This is a genomic window from Microvirga medicaginis (assembly GCF_052658925.1).
Genome location: NZ_JBQWEL010000034.1, coordinates 1 through 18,329 on the forward strand (window position 1 = coordinate 1; position 18,329 = coordinate 18,329).

An 18,329-nucleotide genomic window follows, 5' to 3' on the forward strand; every position below is an offset into this window, starting at 1 on the left:
TTCCTTGAAGCGGTAGAAGCTGTCGCGGGAATAGCCCATCATGTGGCAGGCTTGGCTGACATTGCCGAGCTGCTTGGCCAGCTCCAGCAGGCCGACCTTGGCGCGGATGATCTTCTGCTCGTTAGTCATGGCGTGTTCCTTGTGAACGCCGAGGCCGGGCGCTGCGCACCCCGACCACTCCGCGCCCGGCCTCGGCTCTTGCCTCAGCCAATCGACACCGTCTGTCAGATTAAGTTCCGACTACTTCAACTCATCCTTGGGCTACCGGCCACCCGCACCAGAGGTCGTGGTCCATGCGTCCCAACTAGCACCAAGACCAGGCCCGGAAAGTTGCATAGGCCGTGGATCACATCTGGGGGCAGGACCAGACCAACGCTGAATTAACATCACACACGGATCACCCACTCGGGGCAGGCCAATTACCGGATCCCAGCCAGCGGGCAAGTAATAGGTCAGCTCGTTCCGGCTGCTGCCATCGTAAAGTGGGGTCAGAGCAAGATCTGTGCCCAATGACACGTTTAGTTAGAACGCATCGGCAACCTTTCTAACGCGGCTTAAGGACCGCCCCTCAGTGTGAAGCCAGATGATACTCACATTGATCTGGTACCCGCTTGAACTTATTGCATTAAGTGCTTTGTCGAACCTATCCGGACAACGACCCTCTCTCACGGACGACACTTTGGCGAGCAGTAGCCTTCTCCACCAGTTGTTCTGCCCTGGAATGATGGCTCAGACACTTGGATCCAAGCTGTATTCAGCCGTCGGCCAGGCCTCGCGGTCGGCTTAGGGGCCACGTTCTTGCTACGTACTTCGTTACCGTGTGTTTGGGAGCAGATCTTGTTCTGACCCCTTCACGGCTTGGGCCGAGGTGACGGGCATTGCAGTGGGCTTCTGATCTGCCGCCTCAGTGAGACGCTTTGCCTTCAGCTCGTTAAATTGACGGTGCCAGTCTCAGGCGTACGAGCTGCGGTCGGTGAGCCTACGGAAAAACCTTGCGCTTGCTAGCCCGAGAGCAACCACCGTGAGTACATAGGGCAAGGTCAGGATCAACTCGCTTGGGATGCCAAAGCCTTGAAGACGATCGGTTAGTGCGCCTGCAAATCCGAAGAAAAGCGCGATCGAAAATACCGGCAGTGGCAGGTGGCGGCCGAAGATCACGGCGGCGAAAGCAATGATACCGCGGCCGGCCGTCATGTTCTCGGTGAACATAGCGAGGTAGCCTAACGACAGTTGCGCACCTCCTAGGGCGCAGAACAAACCGGTGATCGCAACAGCAATGTAACGAACCGCCCGCACGCTGATCCCGGCCGCAGCCGCTGCTTCCGGCCTCTCTCCAACAGAGCGTATCGCTAGACCGAACGATGTCCGATAGAGAACAAAGAGCATCAAAGGCAATGAGAGCAAGGCCAGATAGGTGAGTCCGGTCTGATTGTTGAGCACCGGCCCAACTGCTGGCAGCGCCTCCAGCCATTGGAGCTCGATAAATTCCAGCTGCTGCGGTACAAAGATACCGCCTGACTGCCCAAGCAGCACAATCATCAGAAACGCAGTCCCTCCCTGCGCGAGCAGGAGAAAGCCGAGAGCCGAGATGATGTGGTCCGCCTTCAGGTCGATGACCGCCCAGCCCCACAACAAGCTCAGCATCACGACAGTTAAGGCGCCGAGCAGGATCCCGAGTACGACATTATCAGTATATATCGTGAAAAGTACCGAGAAGAACGCGCCGAACAGCATGAGCGCTTCTAATGTGAAGTTGAAGAGCCCTGCCTGGTGACTAACGAGGCCTCCCATTGCTGCCCAGAGGAGCGGGGTCGCAGCTAGCAGCGCCGACGAGAATAGAGAAGCTGTGAAAATGTCCATATTAGCCTCCAGTCGCAGCTACGGATGCGGCCTTTCGGGCCTGCCACCACTCCAGGATACCTTTGGCCGATATGAATAGGATAATCGTACCCTGCAGAATCCACACAATGCTCTTCGAAACCCCGAGCGTCCGCTCCACCTCAAGGCTGCCTGCCTTCAGAATTCCCAGGAAAATGCCAGCGGGAATACAGCCGGCCAGGCTCCCATTGGCTAGCATGGCGACAAGAAAGCCATCGAAGCCATAACCAGGGTCGAACTGCGAGACGAACCGCTGGTTGATGCCAAGGCTTTCGGCCGCACCAATCACGCCTCCAATGAAGCCGCTAGCGCAGAAGGCAAGCACTAGGCGCCGCCCGGTCGGGACACCCGATATGTAGGCGAAGCGCGGGTTAAGCCCTGTCATACGGATCTCGTAGCCGACCCGCGAGCGGAGAAAAAAGATCGAGAGCGCTACAGCAGTCACGAGAGCGATGATGAGCATTGGGGACACATTCCCAACTGGGACCATCGACGGCAGAACGGCACTTGGTTCAACCTTGACTGACATAAGGAAGGCAGCCGAAGTCGGATCACGGAAGAACTGGCGCGTGAGGAAATCCGCAATTCCAACCGCGATGTACCAGAACATTAGCGACGTCACAATTTCGCTCGAACCGAGATAGCGGCGCATCAGTGCTGGGATCAGGGCCCAACCTGCACCTGCGATTCCGCCCGCGATGAGAGAGAGCACAGGGTGTATTCCTGCGGGAAGTGCGATAGCAAAGCCGGCCCAGCTCGCGACGAAGCCGCCGATATAGATTTGCCCGGCAAGCCCGGCGTTGAAGAGCCCAGCCTTAAATGCAACGCAGACGGCGACTCCAGACAGAATGAGAGGCGTCGTCCAACGTAGCGTTGTCGCGATACCGAAAGAACTGCCAAGCGCTCCATCGAGCAGTGCCTGATAAAACGCGAGGGGGTTAACGTCGATGCTGATGAGGACCGCGGTTGTGACGACAAGGCCGATGACGGTCGACACGACCGGCATCTTGAGCGCTTGGATCGCGCTTCGCGTAAAGCGCCAACGGGTCAACATGGTTTCGGCAACTGTAGGCAGTTGCCCTCTCATTTCTCCCTGCATTCCAGCCCCTACTCTGCTGCTCGTTCTGCAGCGCTGTTCTGGGTGGGATGGATGCCCGCCATCAGCAACCCGAGCATCTCGCCGGTTGCCACCTCAGGCGACAATTCGGCCATGATCCGGCCCTGGAACATCACAATGATACGGTCCGATAAGCGTGTCACCTCGTCGAGATCTGAAGAAACAAGAAGGATGCCCGCTTTGCAGCGATGGCTCAGGAGTTGCTCGTAGACGAACTCCGCCGCGCCAACGTCGACTCCACGGGTTGGATGGGAGGCGATGATGAGGTCGGGCCCCGAACTGAGCTCGCGGGCGATGATCGCCTTCTGCATATTACCGCCAGAAAGCGCGCCAGCTTTGGTATCAGGCGATTGCGGCCGAATGTCGAAGGTGTCGATTAGGTGGCGGGCAAAGCTTTCCGCCGCTGCGGTGTTAATCCAAATACCTTTTGCGATGGGCGCACGGTCGTGCGCTCCCATGATAAGATTCTCCCGAAGAGATGCATCAACCGCAAGGCCCTGCTCTATCCGGTCTTCCGGAATGTGTCCAACTCGGAGTGCGCGGGTGCGAGCAGGGTCACCAACTCGCGTCATGTCCATTCCGTTCAATTTAACACGGCCGCTCCCGGGTGTTCGCAGGCCCGCCACAACCTCGACTAGCTCTGATTGGCCATTGCCCTCCACGCCAGCGATTCCGAGTATTTCGCCTCGCCGAAGTACGAGGGAGACGTTGTCGAGCATCGGGCCACCGTAGTGTCCCCGGCAACAAATCGAGTCCAGTTCAAGAATCGCCTCGCCGGGATTCGCTTGCAATCGGTTGAGGTCAAGCGCGATCGTGCGCCCCACCATCTTTGTGGCGAGGTCCGACACGCTCGTCTCTGCTGCGCTCATCGTTCCTTCAGCCCGGCCGGCCCGCATCACTGTCACACGGTCGGCAAGCGCCATCACTTCTTTCAACTTGTGAGTGATGAAGATGATCGTTTTTCCGTTGGCTCGGATTCTGCGGAGGTTCTCAATGAGCGCGTCGGTCTCCTGCGGAGTCAGGACTGCCGTCGGCTCATCAAGGATTAAAATGTCCGGATTCCTGTAAAGTGCCTTTAGGATTTCAACGCGCTGTTGAATGCCGATGCGGCATTCGGCCAGCCTCTGCCGCGGATTGACCGGTAGTCCATAGCGCTCGCTAAGTTCGGCAACATCTCGTTCGGCCTGTCGCTTACGAAACACCCCCGCTTGGGTGGGTGGGTGCGACAGCACAATATTTTCGGCGACACTGAGCGACGGAATCAATGAGAAGTGTTGGTGCACCATGCCAATGCCGCTCGTCATTGCGGCTTCCGAATTTGTGAACCTTACCTCCTGGCCCTTGAGGCGGATTTGACCCTCATCTGGCATGTGGATTCCGGAGAGGATCTTCATTAGTGTGCTTTTGCCAGCACCGTTTTCGCCCACGATTGCATGAATCTCGCCTGCCTCGATCGAGAGATTGATCTGATCATTTGCTGTGAGCGCGCCGAAACGCTTTGTGACGTTGCTTAGCTCAAGGATGGGAGGCGTCATGCTGCACGGGGCTTTAGTGAGAAGCATTCCCGCGCCGGATCTGGCGCGGGATTATCGATGACGATTAGATTGCTGGCTTTGCCGCGACTTTGATCTCGCCTGAGAAGACCTTCTCTCGCAGGTTTGCTACCGTGTCGTGGATCACTTTCGGCAACTTCGGACCGAGTTGGTGCTTCTCGTTTGTGTACGGGCATATGTCGAGCGCGCGGTCTCGCAGTCCAACGTAGTGATGCCCTGGCTTCCATGTACCTGTTCGCACCTCATTCATCACGTCATAGACCCACTGGTCTAGGAATACGAGCATCGATGCGATGGTCGTAGAAGGGTACTGGAGGCACTGGTCATTATCCATTCCGAGCGTCAGGAAACGAGCCCGTCTCGCCGTCGTCAGAACGCCGTGCTGACTCTTGCCACCACTAACACCAATGATACCTGCACCGCGTTCTCTCAGGACACCTGCGAGTTGTGCAGCCTTTGTCGGGTCCTCGAAAGGCGAGTTACCACCGATGACGTTGTGCAGGATGGTGCCGTTGGTGTTGGTTGTCTTGTAGCCCTGCTGATAGCCGGCAAGGTATCCGTGCTGCTCACTGTTCTCCACTGCGAGTACAACACCTAGCGTGTTGCTCTCGACGCCGAGCTCGTTCTTTGCTGCGACTAGGCCAGCGAGAGCGCCAGTCAGAAAAGTTCCCTCTTGCCCTGCGTGCCATACAGATTTGAGGTTCGGCACACCCTCGGGAACGATTCCGACAAGGTTAGCGAAACGGATATCCGGGTGTTGGCGGGCTGCGCGCTCCAGCGGATCCGCCATCGGCGGGAACAGACCGATAATCAAGTCTGGTTTTTCAGCGGCAGAGGCTTCGATCGCGCCCTGATACTCACCCTGGAGGGCCTCGACCACACGGAAATTGTAGTTCAGTTCCTCCGCGCCGCGCTTTAGGCCGCTGATCATTGCGTCAACTGGGCCGAGATCGCCTGCACGTTGGATTGTGACCATCACCACGTTGAGCTTTTCAGTCGAGGCAAGGGTACCCTGTGCCCAGGCTGGACTACCTAACGGTGAAGCGCTCGGATTTGCGATCGCGGCAACGAAGGCGTTCGCTGCAACGAATGAGAGACCGTACTTCATCGACTTGCGGAACAGCTCGCGCCGACTGATCCGCCCGGTCTGGAACTGATGCTCTAAATCGAGCCACTTGTCGAACATGTCTCTGACCCTCCAACCGATCCATACGGTCTTCTTTGCGGGAGAGGTTATGGCTCTCCCGTGGTCTCGCGGTTGTCGTCTCGTAAGTTCAACCCGCGAGATCTTTGTTCCAGCCCGCTCTGAGTTACTCCAGGATCCCCAGCGTCCGCTATACAGTACAATAGACTGCATTTGGAACGACTGGTCAAGCAATAAGAAGTGACCGATGGCATTTTGCTCCTCGCCGCGGTGCGAGCACGAGGGCTGTTCAGAAGACCACTGGCTTCGAAAACCCATCAAGGTAGGTAGGAGTCGAGTACCATTGCGGCATGTGGCTGCTGCGTTCAACCCAACGCGTATCTGATGAGCTATGAATGGAAAGCCTTTGTGTCTCTGGCAGTACCTTTGGAGCCCGCGCCACCGTCCACCACAAGGCGCGAGTACGCCGGTAATCCGGTGCACATCAACTCGGAAGGCTTCAACGATCGCGTCCGTCGCACCGTTTCGGTGTGTTTCACCACGTCAGCCCACATCTGGCCGATCTCTACTTTAACGGGATTGGCTTTCGCTGGTCACAACGTGGCGCCGCAGACGAAGCATCCCGCCGCAACTGCAAGGATCGTCAGTCGACGAAGACCTTGTGGCACGAATACCGCCTGCCTTGCGGCCTCCGTCCGCGTTCCGCTTCGCCATTGGACACGAGATGTGCCGGACGAAGGCTGGCGCGATCGCCCCCTGTCGAGGGTAGCTGTGTTTGGGAGCAGTGATTATCCATAGCTGCAGCTGATGTTTCGCCTCCACAAGTCGAAGACCAAGGTCGCCCGCCCTGGGAGCTGGCAGGTCACGGCGGGTGGTACCGGTTTCGCGGCGCTCGCGAGTTCCACCGCATTGCCTCGTCTCTCCACAAGCTGCCCACTCCGTCACTCTCCTTGTGCGCTCTTTCCGTTCTTTCGTCAAAGCGCTCGTGATCGGATGCAATCGTCACCTCCAGGTTTGTTCCACTCCCCTTGCGATCTCGGGCGTTTTCACGAGAGGCCGGATCGCCCCGGCGCTCCCTGGCTCTCTCCGTCTCGTCCGCAGGACTGCGTCGTCGGGTGGGTCCGCTGGGCGTCGGGACCCGCCATCCGGAAACACTCGAATTCGACGCTGGGGCTCATGAGGGAGCCCGCGTCCGCCGGAGATACGCGACTACGGCGTCAAGCCCTTCGACATCCGCATAGCGCAGATCGATGTCCGTCAGATTGGCTTCATGCGCGACTTCGGATCGATCGCCGACCGCCTCCCGCACGACGATGGCGTGCAGGTTCCGGTTGTGCGCGCTCTCCGCCGTCGCACGGATGCAGCCGCTCGTGCTGCAGCCTGTAATGACGAGCGTGTCGATGTTCCGCGCCGTGAGATAGGCATCGAACGGCGTGCCCCAGAAAGCCGAGGCGCGCGGCTTGACGAACAGCGGCTCATCGGCCCGCCGTTCGAGGCGTGGGTCCAGTTCCGCCATGCTGTCAGCCTGCCCGAGTGTTGTCTCACTGCTCATGTGCGGCAGCTTGCGGCCGACTGGCCCGCGAATGTCCACCGGATCGGGGCGCATCGTGGTGAAGAAGACCGGGTGTCCGGCGTCACGCGCGGCTTTTAAGACCGCCAGGGTGCTGGCCAGAACCGGCTCGAGCCGAGATGATCCCTGTAGCGACGCATCGTCAAGCCAGGAGCGTGCGAGGTCGATGACGACGACTGCCGGCTGCCGGCCGAACCCGCTGCGGCCGCCAAAGCCATGCTCCGTGTAAAGCTTCCTGACCACTGTGTTGTATGTCACTGTTTTGTCCTCCGTCTTGAGTGTGTTGTGGCCCCTTACCATCCGTTGCGAAGGCGAGGGCCTGGATCGCTGCGCAGACCACGAGGTTGCATCGCGAGGCATGGGGCGCGAGAGGAGCCCGACGGGTTCCCGTTCGGGGCGGCTGCAAGGCTCCATGGACCGTCAGGTCCCGATCACGTCGCACCGTGAAGGATCGCCGCCGCGGCATCGGACAGAACCTGGCACCCCAGGACGATGTCGGCGTCTGTCGTGTTTTCGGTCCAGTGGTGACTGATCCCGCCGATGCTCGGGACAAACAGCATCGCGGCCGGAAGTCTCCGGGCCAGCACCTGAGCGTCGTGTCCCGCGCCGCTCGGCATTCGGATCCATTTTTCGGGCGCATGTCGCTCGGCCGCGGCCTCGAAGGCATCCTGGAAGTGCGGGTCCATCCGCTTCGGAGCCGTCTTCGACACGAGTTCGAGTACAACCCGGCACGGCCCCGTCCGGTTCGCCTCGGTCACCAAGCGCTCCAGCTCCGCCTCGAGCCTGTTCAACCGTTCCGGATCCTCATCCCGGAATTGAAACAGCATCTCCGCCCGGCCCGGTATGATCGACGGGGCTCCCGGATCATAGTCGACCTTGCCGACGGTCCAGACACTGCGAGGACCGGCGGCCATCGGGAAGGCTTCCTCGATGGCAGAGCAGAGCCGCATCAATGCCACTCCAGCATCCTTGCGCACGGCCATGCGAGTCGTGCCGGCGTGGTTTTGCTCCCCTTCGACCCGCACGCGGTACTGCCAAATGCCGACGATGCTCGTCACCACCCCGACGCGCAGTCCGGTTGCGTCAAGGTAATCACCCTGTTCGATATGCGCCTCGAGGTAGCCGACATAGCGGGACGGATTGATCACATCCCGTGCTCGATCCGTGAGCCCAGCCTCAGCTAACGCGGTGCGGAGCAGCTTGCCGGTCGTCCGGTCCTGCGCTCCATCGATTTCGTCCTCGGACAAGTCCCCGATGAACGATCGGCTGCCGAGAAAGGGGATAAAGTGCGTTTCCTCATCCGACCACGCCACGGCGTCGATGCCGGAGGAGGCTGCTTCGCCACTGTCCCGAAAGGCACGAGCAATCTCGAGGCCGTAGATCACGCCGAGGGCGCCATCCAGCCAGCCAGCATGGTTCTGCGATTCGGCATGCGAGCCGACGAGCAAGCACCGCCCCACGCCGGGATGCCGCCCGAACACGTTTCCCGCTCCATCGATCGAAGCCAGGAGCCCTGCCTCCTCGTATTTCTGCATCAGCCATGTTCGGGCCGCCATGTCGTCGGCCGAGAACGTCGGCCGGTGCACGCCCGATTGATAGGCGCCAAATTGCGCGAAGCGTCTGAGGTCGTTGAGCAAGCGCTCGGAGTTGATCTGCGGCATTCTCTCTTCCTGAAGATGGACGATCAATCGGGGTGGCTATTCCGGGCCGGGGAGCAGGACCGGGTTGTGACCGGGGGCAACGCCACACGGTGAGCGCCACCGACACGGCCCGGCCATGCCAGCGGCTATTTGAGCGCCCACACCTGAATTTCGATCTTCAGCCGGGGGTCCGCCAAACGGCTCTCGACGCACGCCCGCGCCGGGCCGCACCCTTGCGGCATCCAGGCATCCCAAACCGTATTCATCGCATCGAAATCGGCGCCATGGGCCAGCCAGATCTGGGCCGAGACGATCTTCGACTTGTCGGTCCCGGCCTGCGACAGCAGCCGGTCGATCTTGGCAAGAATGTCGGCGGTCTGCTCCCGGATATCCCCAGACGGCTCATCGGCGACTTGGCCGGCGAGCACAACCATCGTGCCGGACAACGGGTATTCGACAATCTGGCTCATGCGAGCGTTCGTGCGGTGGCGCGTGATCATTCGGTTTCCTTTCAACGCTTGGAGGGTGGTGAACAAATCTGGCAAGGGTGCGCTCTGGCTGGGCTGCACACGGGCCGGCACTCCCGCCTAGCCCGGGCAGGAGGCGGGTTCCTTTGGCCGCCTCATGCCCGAAGGCCGGCGTGCCTCCCATCAGAGACATTCCGGGGTTCGGTCGGTTCAGTACGCCAGCCGGCGCAGCCCCTCGGCCAGCACCCGAATTCCGGCCACGATGTCCTCGAGGGAGGAGAACTCCTCGGGCGTGTGGCTGCGGCCGTCCTTGCTTCGAACGAAAATCATCGCCACGCGCGCGATGGCGGCCATCTGCTGCGAATCGTGGCCTGCGCCGCTCGCCATCGTCAACGCGGGAACACCTTGGTCCCGCGCCGCGCCCTGAAGCAGGTCGACAATCGCGGGGTCGCTCGGGCAGGCCGCGTGATTGATCTGGATCGTCCACTCCAGCCCCAGGTTACGGCGCTCCGCCACCTCCCGCATCAGGCGCTCGTGGGTTCGGTAGAGTTCCTCGCACTTGGCAGGATCAGGGTGGCGCGCATCGATGCTGAACTCCACCCGCGAAGGCACGACCGCCGTTCCGTTAGGATAAGCGGTCACCCGCCCCACCGTCGTCACAGCGGGCCGGCCCCAACGGTGCGCGGTGTTGACCACCCCTGCCGCGATCTCGGCAAACCCCTGCATCGGATCGCGACGGATATCCATCGGAAAGGCCCCGGCGTGGTTCTGCATTCCCGTCAGTTCCACGTTGTAGTGGCGGATGCCGGTGATGGCGTTGACGACTGCGACGGGATACCCGGCCTGTTCAAGGATCGGCCCCTGCTCGATGTGGAGCTCGATGAAGGCCTCGATGTCCTCGCGCTTCGCCTCAGGAATGCGGGCCGGGTCAAGCCCAACCTCCCGCATGGCCTGGGCGATCGTCTCCCCGCCAAATCCGATCACAGTGTCCGGGTCGGAGGGGCCGATGCGGCCGGTAATGGCACGAGAGCCCCAGAAGTTGGCCGAGGGGAAACGGCTGGACTCCTCTTCGCAGAAAGCCACGGCTTCGAGGGGCTTTTTCGGCTGCCCGAACTGCTCCTTCAACACACGCAGCGCAATCAGGCCGGCCAAAGCGCCGAGAGCGCCGTCATAGCGGCCTCCAGGGGTTTGCGAGTCGATGTGCGAGCCTGAGACGATACACTTTCCGCCCTGGGTTCCCTCCAGGCGTCCCCAGACATTGCCGACCGCGTCCCGCCGGACCCGGAGCCCGGCTTCCTCGCACCACTGGGCGTACTGGTCCGTCGCGGCAACCCATTCGGGGGAGTAAACCGTCCGCCACACGCCCGTGTCGGCGTACGCGCCGAACGCGGCGAGTTCTATGATATACTTCTCAACCATCTTCGCATCGATCTCGATACGTTCGCTCATCGCTCTATCCTTGATGAAGTTCTGAAGACTGAAGCGAGCCGGTTTCCTTGCTGACTGGCTCGCGAATTCTCTGCCGCATACCCGGCGGCGACGGCCGCCGGCTGGCTGGACGACCGACAGCGGTCTGTCGAGGCGGCTGGCGACTCCATGGACCCGCACGGGGGATGCCTGCACCGGCGACGTGTGCCTGCCCAGCCTTCAAGGCCTGCGGCTGTCGACGTGGCGCGGACGGACGAGGAATGCCGCAGCCCCGCGCTCGCCTGGGATGCTACCAGCTCACATCGCCGCCGTTCGGCGAAACGCTCTGGCCGATCATGTAGGACGCCTCATCCGAGGCGAGATACACGTAGGCGCTGGCGATCTCGCGCGGCGAACCGATGCGCTTGATCGGCAGTTGGCCGATTTTCCACTCGTTCCAGCGCGGATCGCTGGCGCGCCACGCCGGCGTATCGGTGGGCCCCGGGCAGACGCAGTTGACGGTGATCCCTTCCGCGGCAACCTCGTGCGCCACCGAGACCGTCAGTCCGACGATCGCGGCCTTCGATGCACAGTAGACGCCGTAGCCCGGCGCAGGCTTATGCGCCAGCTGCGACGCGGTGTTGATGATCCGGCCGGACTTCCGGGCCAGCATGTGAGGTAGAACATGCTTCATGCCGTAGGCCGTGCCCCGGAGGTTGATGTTGAGGACGCGATCCCACTCGTCCCACTCCTGCGTCGCGAATGGGATCACGCGTGTCCCGACGCCCGCGTTGTTGACCAGTATGTCGAGATGGCCGAACCGGGAGATTGTGGCATTGATGGCGTCCTGCACATCCGTCTCGTTCAGGACATCGCACTCGAGGTCAAAGGCATCGGGGGCCGTTTCGCGCATCGTTCGGACGAGTTGCCGGCGTTCCTCGACGTGGCCGCGGTCGGCTGCGGCCACGCGTGCGCCTTCGACGGCGAAGGCCTCCACGACAGCGCGGCCGATTCCTGTTCCTGATCCAATAACGAGAGCGGTCTTGTTGCGTAGGCGCATAGCGATGTTCCTGTCGTGTCAATGGTTGGTGGGACTGGGCCTAATCCGCGGCCGGGATCGGCATAGTGGTCGCAGCGGACACCTTGGGCATCCACCTCAGGAGGTATCGCTGCAGACCGTCGCAAGCCTTGAAGCTGAGCATCGAGAAGATGACGATGACGATGGTGACGAGCGCCATTCGACCTGTATGACTGAAGTAGTCAGCCCAGATGATCATCCGGCCAATCCCGCTGTCGACGCCGATGTACTCGGCGCCGATCGCGGCGGTCCAGGCCAGGCCGAGGGTGAGATAGATGCTGGAGAAGAGCTCCGGCAGAACCGCCGGGATTGTCACCCACCGGTAGATCTGCAGCTGGGTTGCACCGAAGGTGGCCGCCGATTCCAGATACCGGCTTGGAACATTTTCCACGGCGTTGATCGTCGCGACGAAGTAATAGACGCCGACACCGTAGGAAATATAGATGACAGCTCCGATATTGTTGGCGCCGAACCAGTACTGGAACAACGGAATCAAGGCCAGCAGGGGGCACATCCGGATGAGATGCAGCGGCCCTCCGACGATCCGCCGCACCGTTGCGGACCAGGAGCAGACCAGGCCGAGCGCGAGACCCACAAGGCTGCCGATCACGAACCCGACGATCACGCGCATAAGCGTCGCGGCCGAATGGTAGCCCAACGCCAGGAACGCACCCCAATACGTCTGCTCGCCGCCGAGTTCGGGGACCGGAGCCAGGAAGGGCAGCTTCCAGTAATCGGACATGCCCAGCAACGCTTCGCCGAAGATGAATTCGATCGGCGGAACGATGGGGGAAGCCCGGAGCGGGCTTTTGGGTACGGTATGGGCGATGACCTCCCATATCAGCAAGAGCATGACCCACGTCGTAATCCTCACGACGCGGCGCTGGGATGGTGTCAGAGATCGTGCGGTGGTGCTCATTGTCGTTCAGGCCGCTTGGGCTGCCTGCTCCCCATTGAGGTCTTCGAGGTGGTGAAGAATTGTTTTCGTGATCTCCACCGCCGGCGGGGACGCCCGCACGTCTGCATCACGGGGCCGGGGGAGGTTCACCCGCGTATCTTCGACGATCCGCCCGCGGCGCAGCATGACGATCCGCTCGGCGAGCACCAGCGCCTCTTCAATATCGTGCGTCACGAAGATGATGGTGCGCCCTGTTTCTTTCCACAGATCGATCAGGAGGTGCTGCAAGCCGAGGCGCGTCACATAGTCGAGGGCCCCGAAGGGTTCGTCCATCAGCAAAAACGGCGCATTGCTGGCGAAGGCTGCAGCAATGGCTACCCGCTTGCGCATACCGCCGGAGAGCTCCTTCGGCCAGCTGCCGGCGTAATCCGACAAGCCGACCTCCCCGAGCCATCGTTGGACGGCCGCTTGGCGCACCTCGCGTGGCTGTCCCTGCATCTTCAATCCGAACTCGACGTTGTCCGCGACCCGCATCCACGGAAACACCGTGTCCTCTTGAAACACCATGCCTCGGTCGGCGCTCGGGCCTGTAATCTCAGAGCCGTTCACGAGGATGCGGCCCCCCGTCAGCTTGTTCAGCCCTGCAATCGAGCGCAGCAGCGTTGACTTGCCGTGGCCCGAGCGTCCGAGCAGGCACACGAACTCCCCTTCTTCGATGGCGAGCGAAACCTTGTCGAGACCCCGAACGACTTTGCCGGAGTTGTGTGTAAAGACACAACTGGCTGTTTCGATTTTGATCATAGCATTTCCTCACAATTCACTGCCGTCTAAACCCAGCGCAGCACGTAGCGGCGCACGCCCATCAGAATGGCATCGACGCCCAAGGCGATCCCGCACAGCCACAGCAAACCCGCGAGCATGAGCGCGATATCGCTGACCCCCCACGCGCTGATGATCACCCGGCCGATGCCGCTCTGGCTGCCCAACAGTTCCGTGATTGCGGCCAGTCCCCACGCCGACCCAAGCGCGACCCGGATGCCGCCGAAGATCTCCGGCAGCGATGCCGGCAGCATGACGAAGAAGAAGGTCGCTCTGTCGGTACCACCCAACGTGCGGGCATACTCGGCAAAATGGGGGCGAACGTTTTGGATGCCGCGGAAGGTGTAGACATGAAGGATGGCGCCGGAGTAGAGCGCGACAAGTGCGATTTTGGCACTCGACGCCAGTCCAAACCAGATCAGAAAGAACGGCGCGGCAACCAGGATCGGAACGGCCCCTAGGACCGTCACGATCGGATTTAGAATCTCCTCCAGGAGGGGACTGCGCGCCGTGAGACCACCCAGGGCCACGCCGAGCAGCCCGCCACTGATCAGGCCGACGAGAACAGTTCCGGCGGTGGACACCAGATTGGGCCAGAGTCCACCCTCCGGCATGCCGAGCCCAACCAGGTACGGGCTCGACAGCAGGTTGGCGATGGCAATGGCCGCCACGTCCACCGGCGGCGGCAGGGTTTTGCCGATGAGCCAGTGCCCGACCTGCCAGCAACAGAGAAACAGCACAAATCCGATGATCGGAAGAAGCACGCGGTTCGCGAGCCGATACCTTTTGAACAGAGGACGACGGATCACTGTGGTTGGCATTGTGATGGCTTGAGTCACCGGCAAACCTCCCCGATTATGACACGGCCGCTTCCATGAAACGGGATGCGTCAAGATAATTGAAGCTGTCGTAGTGCTTCTTCGCTTCGGCCGCGAGAGCCTTGCGCTCGGCAGAAGCGGAGCCATCGAGCTTCGCCATCAACGCCTCGGTCTTGACCTTCAGCTCGACCATCTCTTTCCAGAGCGGCTTCGCTTGGAAGATCTTGTCCAAGTCGTAGTTCTTGTCGGGGATCGTTCCCGCCTTCACAAACTTGCGGATCTGGTAGTTGTAGAGGTTCTTGTAGTACAGAGGATAGCTTTCGTTCTCCCACAGATTGGCCTGATCCTTCCACTGGAAGAACGGGTCGATCTGCTCGAAGATGAACTTGATGGCGTCGGCATCCATCTGCGCACCGGTATTCGCGCTGATGAAGGGCGCATACTCGGTCAGCGCCTGTTTTTGCTGCGGGCCGAAGATGTAGTCCAGCGTCTTGTAGGTCGCGCCACACCAGCGCAGCACCGTGTCCCGATTGCTGTCGAGATATTTCTGCGTGCACATCATGAGGTCGTAGTTCAGCAGATCGTTGACAGCCGACTCGGCGCCAGCCGGCATATACTTCACCATCTGCCGCGTGCTCATGATCGGCTTCCAACCCGCCTGATACTGGAGCTGGTAGCACTGGACCGCACCGCCCGGAGCGGCGAAGTCGACCTGATTGCCGATGGCAAGCTGAACGGCCCGGGGATCCTCAACCGGCACCGTCTGCGTGTCCTTCATGCTGAGCCCGGCCAGCGACAGGGCGAACTCGTTCCAGGGATAGGTGCTGGGGCTCGCCGTGATCGCGAAGCGCTTGCCCTTCATTTGCCGCATGGTCGCCTCAGCGGCTTTGTCCCAGCTCATGCCTTCCGCGATGAACTCGTCAACGGACTTGAAGCCGGCTTTAGGATCGGCGAGAACCGTGTTCCCCTGAAAGTAGCTGTAGGACAGGATCGGGCGAACCTCGGTCTCCTTGTCGAGCGCCTGAACGACGAGGCCGAACCACATGGTGGAGATATCGAGTTCTCCATTGTTCAGCTGCGGCAGCACCTGAGTCTCGCGCAGCAGCTTCGGCGCGCCGCCTGCCATCGTGATGCCGACATCCTTTAGGAAGCCCTTTTTCGCCGCGAGGACCGTCCAACCATGGTTGGTGACCGCAAAGCCGCCAAGGCGGACGGTCACCTCAGGGATCTTCGGCGCTTTCGACGCCTGGGCCCACACCCGGCCCGGAACTGCAGCTCCGGCGGCCAGCGCCGCCGCACCCTGCAGAACATGTCTGCGGCTCAACCCTCTCGTGCCAGTTTTGTCAGTCATGGAACCCTCCGTTGCCATATTGCCTAAGTCGGAATCGCCAGTTACAGTGTCCTATACTCAGGATGACGTTTTCTAAGGCGAACACATTGAGCCGGAGGGGAAGCGGAACGTCAAGGGGGTAATTCGCGCTCATCTGGATAAATCCTGAGCAACGCAGCCAATTTTGAAGCACTGACCGTGCGCAACCACGAAGGGCCTTTACGAGATGACCGTACTGATCACGGGAGCAACAGGTTTCATTGGAAGCAATATTGTCGAATGCTTGCTCGCGGAGGGTCGCGATGTTGTTGCGTTCAGCAATCGTAACGTTCCGGATGCTCTCGCCCACACGTGGGCGTCTCTGCCTGGCGCGATCCACTATGCGGTGGGCGATGTCAGGAACGCGCCGCTCCTGGCCGACATCATCAGACAGTACGGGGTCGACAAGGTGGTTCATGGTGCGGTCGTCACATCCGACGCCCAACGGGAGCACACCGCCGGCGACGTCGTGATTGACGTCAACCTCGTCGGCTCTGCCCGGGTGGCGATGGCGGCCGCACAGCACGGCGTGGAGCGCTTCGTCCTCATTGGCTCAGCCGGCGTCTATAACGAATCCGAAGTGGACGGCGGAACGATCCTAACCGAGGATGATCATCACCGCGTCTCCACCCTCTATGCCGTCAGCAAGGCGGCGGCCGAGCCAGTGATCGCTCGCATCTGCCAACTGCACGGGATCTCCTACGTCATCGGGCGCATCGGGACGGCGTTCGGACCCTGGGAGCATAACACCGGGTTCCGGGATACGTTGAGCCCAATCTTCCAGGTGACCCAGATTGCTCTCGATGGCGGCAAGGCAATTCTCCCGCAGCCCAAGCGCAAGAACTGGCACTACTCACGTGACGCCGCACGCTCTCTCGTCACGCTGCTCGATGCCCGCGCACCGGAGCACGATACCTATAACTTGGGATCGCCATTCGTCTGGAGCATCGCGGACTGGTGTGAACGTCTGAAGCGTCACTTTCCTCGGTTTGATTTTGCCTTCAACGGCGATGGCACCCGAGTTGATCTTTACGGCGATAGCGACGGCGGCCTTTTGTCGTGGGACCGCTTCACGAACGAGTTCGGTGCAACTGCCCAGTTCGACTTGGATCGCGCCTTTGCCGACTATATGCATTGGCTCACCCATCAAGCTGGAGCGAAACCGCTTGCCGCAAGCGCAGCCGACATGGGCGTCCGTTGAACCAAGCTCCGGCCAGAGACGCACCAGACGAGCCGACCGGAACAGGGCCGAGGTGTCTGGGATCGCACCGCGCCTGGCTGGAAACGGCCGCACAGGCCCCGCGACGCCCTTTGACCGGAAGCGCTCGATACCCTCAATGAGTACCATTCAACTCACACAATCCCACCTCGTGGGCGTTGAACGATGGAGAACACAGTGAGAGCCACGATATCCTCAAGAGACTTCACCGGCTACGGCGAGACCCCTCCGGACCCGCAGTGGCCTGATGGCGCCAAGCTCGCCGTCCAGTTCGTCATCAACTACGAGGAAGGTGGAGAACGGTCCGTGCTACTCGGCGACGATGTCTCCGAATCCTTCCTGACGGAGGAGCCGACGGGTTCACTGATCGGGGCTCGCAACCTCAACGTCGAATCCCAGTACGAGTACGGCAGTCGCGCTGGCTTTTGGCGGCTGCACCGACTCTTTACCGAGCGGGCGCTCCCAGTGACGGTGTTCGCGATCGCGAAGGCCATCGAACAGGCCCCTGAGGCCGTGGCCGCCATGAAATCGGCCGGGTGGGAAATTGCTTGCCACGGCCTGCGCTGGATCAATTATGCCGAAATGCCCGCAGAACAGGAGGCCCGGCACATCGCAGAAGCCGTCCGAATTCACACTGCTGCCACCGGTGAGCCGCCGCGCGGCTGGTATACGGGCAGGATGAGTCCCAACACCCGCCGCCTCATCACCGAGGCTGGCGGCTTCGTCTACGATTCCGACTCGTTCGCCGATGATCTTCCGTATTGGGTCAACGTGAATGGCGAGGATCGCCTCGTCATCCCCTACACGCTCGACAACAACGACGGGCGTTACGTCAACTCGTACGGCTTCCAGTCGCAGAGCTTCTCAAGCTATCTCATTCAAGCGTTTGAGATGCTCCGCCGGGAGGGGGCCCGCACTCCGAAGATGATGAGCATTGGCCTGCATACGCGGCTGGTCGGCCGCCCGGGACGCGCCGCGGACCTGGAGCGCTTTCTCGACCACGTTGCGGCTGCGAAGGATGTGTGGGTGACGCGGCGCATCGACATCGCTCACCACTGGACGGCGGTTCACCCAGCCCAACATCCGAGAGTTCGGGCCGCCTAGTCTCGCTGGAAGAGCCCATGGTGCCATGGGCTCTTTTATGCGCTGCGCTGGTGAGAGAGTCGGACGTTGAGGGATGCAAGCAAGGCTCTGCACTTCGATCCGGTGTGCTGGTGAGTGGCCACTGCCACCGGCAGCTGCGCAGCCCATCGCCGACTCTGACCGGCCCCAACCAAAGGCTCCGCCTGCACAAAGCAGACCGAGTCTCAATACCAAACCGGTCGTCTCGCCCGGCGGCGACGAAGCCCCCG

At 61.1% G+C, this 18,329-nt stretch carries 16 protein-coding genes; 2 read left to right on the forward strand and 14 right to left on the reverse strand.

Annotated features, from left to right (window positions below):
- The 14 genes from ACUXUR_RS25440 to ACUXUR_RS25505 all read right to left on the reverse strand — a co-directional run.
- Nucleotides 1-129 (reverse strand): helix-turn-helix domain-containing protein (locus ACUXUR_RS25440; RefSeq protein ID WP_445505175.1); only part of this gene is annotated, 129 nt, incomplete at its 3' end.
- Nucleotides 130-951: 822 nt separating this feature from the next.
- Nucleotides 952-1,860, reverse strand: coding sequence for an ABC transporter permease (locus ACUXUR_RS25445; protein ID WP_445505141.1), 909 nt, complete (start codon nt 1,858-1,860; stop codon nt 952-954).
- 1 nt (nt 1,861) lies between these two features.
- Entirely contained in the window at nt 1,862-2,932 is a 1,071-nt protein-coding gene (locus tag ACUXUR_RS25450; RefSeq protein WP_445505142.1) for an ABC transporter permease, read from the reverse strand.
- A gap of 53 nt (nt 2,933-2,985) precedes the next feature.
- Nucleotides 2,986-4,530, reverse strand: coding sequence for an ABC transporter ATP-binding protein (locus tag ACUXUR_RS25455; protein WP_445505143.1), 1,545 nt, complete (start codon nt 4,528-4,530; stop codon nt 2,986-2,988).
- Nucleotides 4,531-4,594: 64 nt separating this feature from the next.
- On the reverse strand, nt 4,595-5,734 hold the full coding sequence (locus ACUXUR_RS25460; protein WP_445505144.1) for a BMP family lipoprotein: 1,140 nt from the start codon (nt 5,732-5,734) through the stop codon (nt 4,595-4,597).
- Between the two features lie 1,132 nt (nt 5,735-6,866).
- Complete coding sequence (locus tag ACUXUR_RS25465) at nt 6,867-7,520, reverse strand: isochorismatase family protein (RefSeq protein ID WP_445505145.1); 654 nt, start codon at nt 7,518-7,520, stop codon at nt 6,867-6,869.
- 173 nt (nt 7,521-7,693) lie between these two features.
- Complete coding sequence (locus ACUXUR_RS25470; protein ID WP_445505146.1) at nt 7,694-8,923, reverse strand: Zn-dependent hydrolase; 1,230 nt, start codon at nt 8,921-8,923, stop codon at nt 7,694-7,696.
- Nucleotides 8,924-9,048: 125 nt separating this feature from the next.
- Nucleotides 9,049-9,402, reverse strand: a complete 354-nt coding sequence (locus tag ACUXUR_RS25475) for a RidA family protein (protein ID WP_445505147.1) — start codon at nt 9,400-9,402, stop codon at nt 9,049-9,051.
- 177 nt (nt 9,403-9,579) lie between these two features.
- Complete coding sequence (locus ACUXUR_RS25480) at nt 9,580-10,818, reverse strand: Zn-dependent hydrolase (protein WP_445505148.1); 1,239 nt, start codon at nt 10,816-10,818, stop codon at nt 9,580-9,582.
- A gap of 268 nt (nt 10,819-11,086) precedes the next feature.
- Nucleotides 11,087-11,836, reverse strand: a complete 750-nt coding sequence (locus ACUXUR_RS25485; RefSeq protein WP_445505149.1) for an SDR family NAD(P)-dependent oxidoreductase — start codon at nt 11,834-11,836, stop codon at nt 11,087-11,089.
- A gap of 40 nt (nt 11,837-11,876) precedes the next feature.
- Nucleotides 11,877-12,707 (reverse strand): ABC transporter permease, encoded by an 831-nt coding sequence (locus ACUXUR_RS25490; protein ID WP_445505150.1) that lies wholly within the window; start codon nt 12,705-12,707, stop codon nt 11,877-11,879.
- A gap of 72 nt (nt 12,708-12,779) precedes the next feature.
- Complete coding sequence (locus ACUXUR_RS25495; RefSeq protein WP_445505151.1) at nt 12,780-13,553, reverse strand: ABC transporter ATP-binding protein; 774 nt, start codon at nt 13,551-13,553, stop codon at nt 12,780-12,782.
- 26 nt (nt 13,554-13,579) lie between these two features.
- Nucleotides 13,580-14,410 carry an ABC transporter permease gene (locus ACUXUR_RS25500; RefSeq protein WP_445505152.1) on the reverse strand — a complete coding sequence of 277 codons (831 nt, stop codon included), beginning with the start codon at nt 14,408-14,410 and terminating at the stop codon, nt 13,580-13,582.
- A 16-nt stretch (nt 14,411-14,426) separates the two neighbouring features.
- Nucleotides 14,427-15,740, reverse strand: coding sequence for an ABC transporter substrate-binding protein (locus ACUXUR_RS25505; RefSeq protein WP_445505153.1), 1,314 nt, complete (start codon nt 15,738-15,740; stop codon nt 14,427-14,429).
- A gap of 205 nt (nt 15,741-15,945) precedes the next feature.
- On the opposite strand from ACUXUR_RS25505, the gene ACUXUR_RS25510 reads away from it, so the two are divergent.
- Nucleotides 15,946-16,959, forward strand: coding sequence for an NAD-dependent epimerase/dehydratase family protein (locus ACUXUR_RS25510; RefSeq protein WP_445505154.1), 1,014 nt, complete (start codon nt 15,946-15,948; stop codon nt 16,957-16,959).
- A 195-nt stretch (nt 16,960-17,154) separates the two neighbouring features.
- Entirely contained in the window at nt 17,155-18,081 is a 927-nt protein-coding gene (puuE, locus tag ACUXUR_RS25515; RefSeq protein WP_445505155.1) for an allantoinase PuuE, read from the forward strand.
- The last annotated feature ends 248 nt before the right edge of the window (nt 18,082-18,329 follow it).

What these genes read in the sequence shown, in the direction of transcription:
- ACUXUR_RS25455 (WP_445505143.1), bottom strand. Translation starts at nt 4,530, where the DNA reads ATGACGCCTCCCATCCTTGAGCTAAGCAACGTCACAAAGCGTTTCGGC.
- ACUXUR_RS25475 (WP_445505147.1), bottom strand. Translation starts at nt 9,402, where the DNA reads ATGATCACGCGCCACCGCACGAACGCTCGCATGAGCCAGATTGTCGAA.
- ACUXUR_RS25495 (WP_445505151.1), bottom strand. Translation starts at nt 13,553, where the DNA reads ATGATCAAAATCGAAACAGCCAGTTGTGTCTTTACACACAACTCCGGC.
- ACUXUR_RS25490 (WP_445505150.1), bottom strand. Translation starts at nt 12,707, where the DNA reads ATGCTCTTGCTGATATGGGAGGTCATCGCCCATACCGTACCCAAAAGC.
- ACUXUR_RS25510 (WP_445505154.1), top strand. Translation starts at nt 15,946, where the DNA reads ATGACCGTACTGATCACGGGAGCAACAGGTTTCATTGGAAGCAATATT.
- ACUXUR_RS25445 (WP_445505141.1), bottom strand. Translation starts at nt 1,860, where the DNA reads ATGGACATTTTCACAGCTTCTCTATTCTCGTCGGCGCTGCTAGCTGCG.
- ACUXUR_RS25480 (WP_445505148.1), bottom strand. Translation starts at nt 10,818, where the DNA reads ATGAGCGAACGTATCGAGATCGATGCGAAGATGGTTGAGAAGTATATC.
- ACUXUR_RS25450 (WP_445505142.1), bottom strand. Translation starts at nt 2,932, where the DNA reads ATGTTGACCCGTTGGCGCTTTACGCGAAGCGCGATCCAAGCGCTCAAG.
- ACUXUR_RS25470 (WP_445505146.1), bottom strand. Translation starts at nt 8,923, where the DNA reads ATGCCGCAGATCAACTCCGAGCGCTTGCTCAACGACCTCAGACGCTTC.
- ACUXUR_RS25505 (WP_445505153.1), bottom strand. Translation starts at nt 15,740, where the DNA reads ATGACTGACAAAACTGGCACGAGAGGGTTGAGCCGCAGACATGTTCTG.
- ACUXUR_RS25460 (WP_445505144.1), bottom strand. Translation starts at nt 5,734, where the DNA reads ATGTTCGACAAGTGGCTCGATTTAGAGCATCAGTTCCAGACCGGGCGG.
- ACUXUR_RS25485 (WP_445505149.1), bottom strand. Translation starts at nt 11,836, where the DNA reads ATGCGCCTACGCAACAAGACCGCTCTCGTTATTGGATCAGGAACAGGA.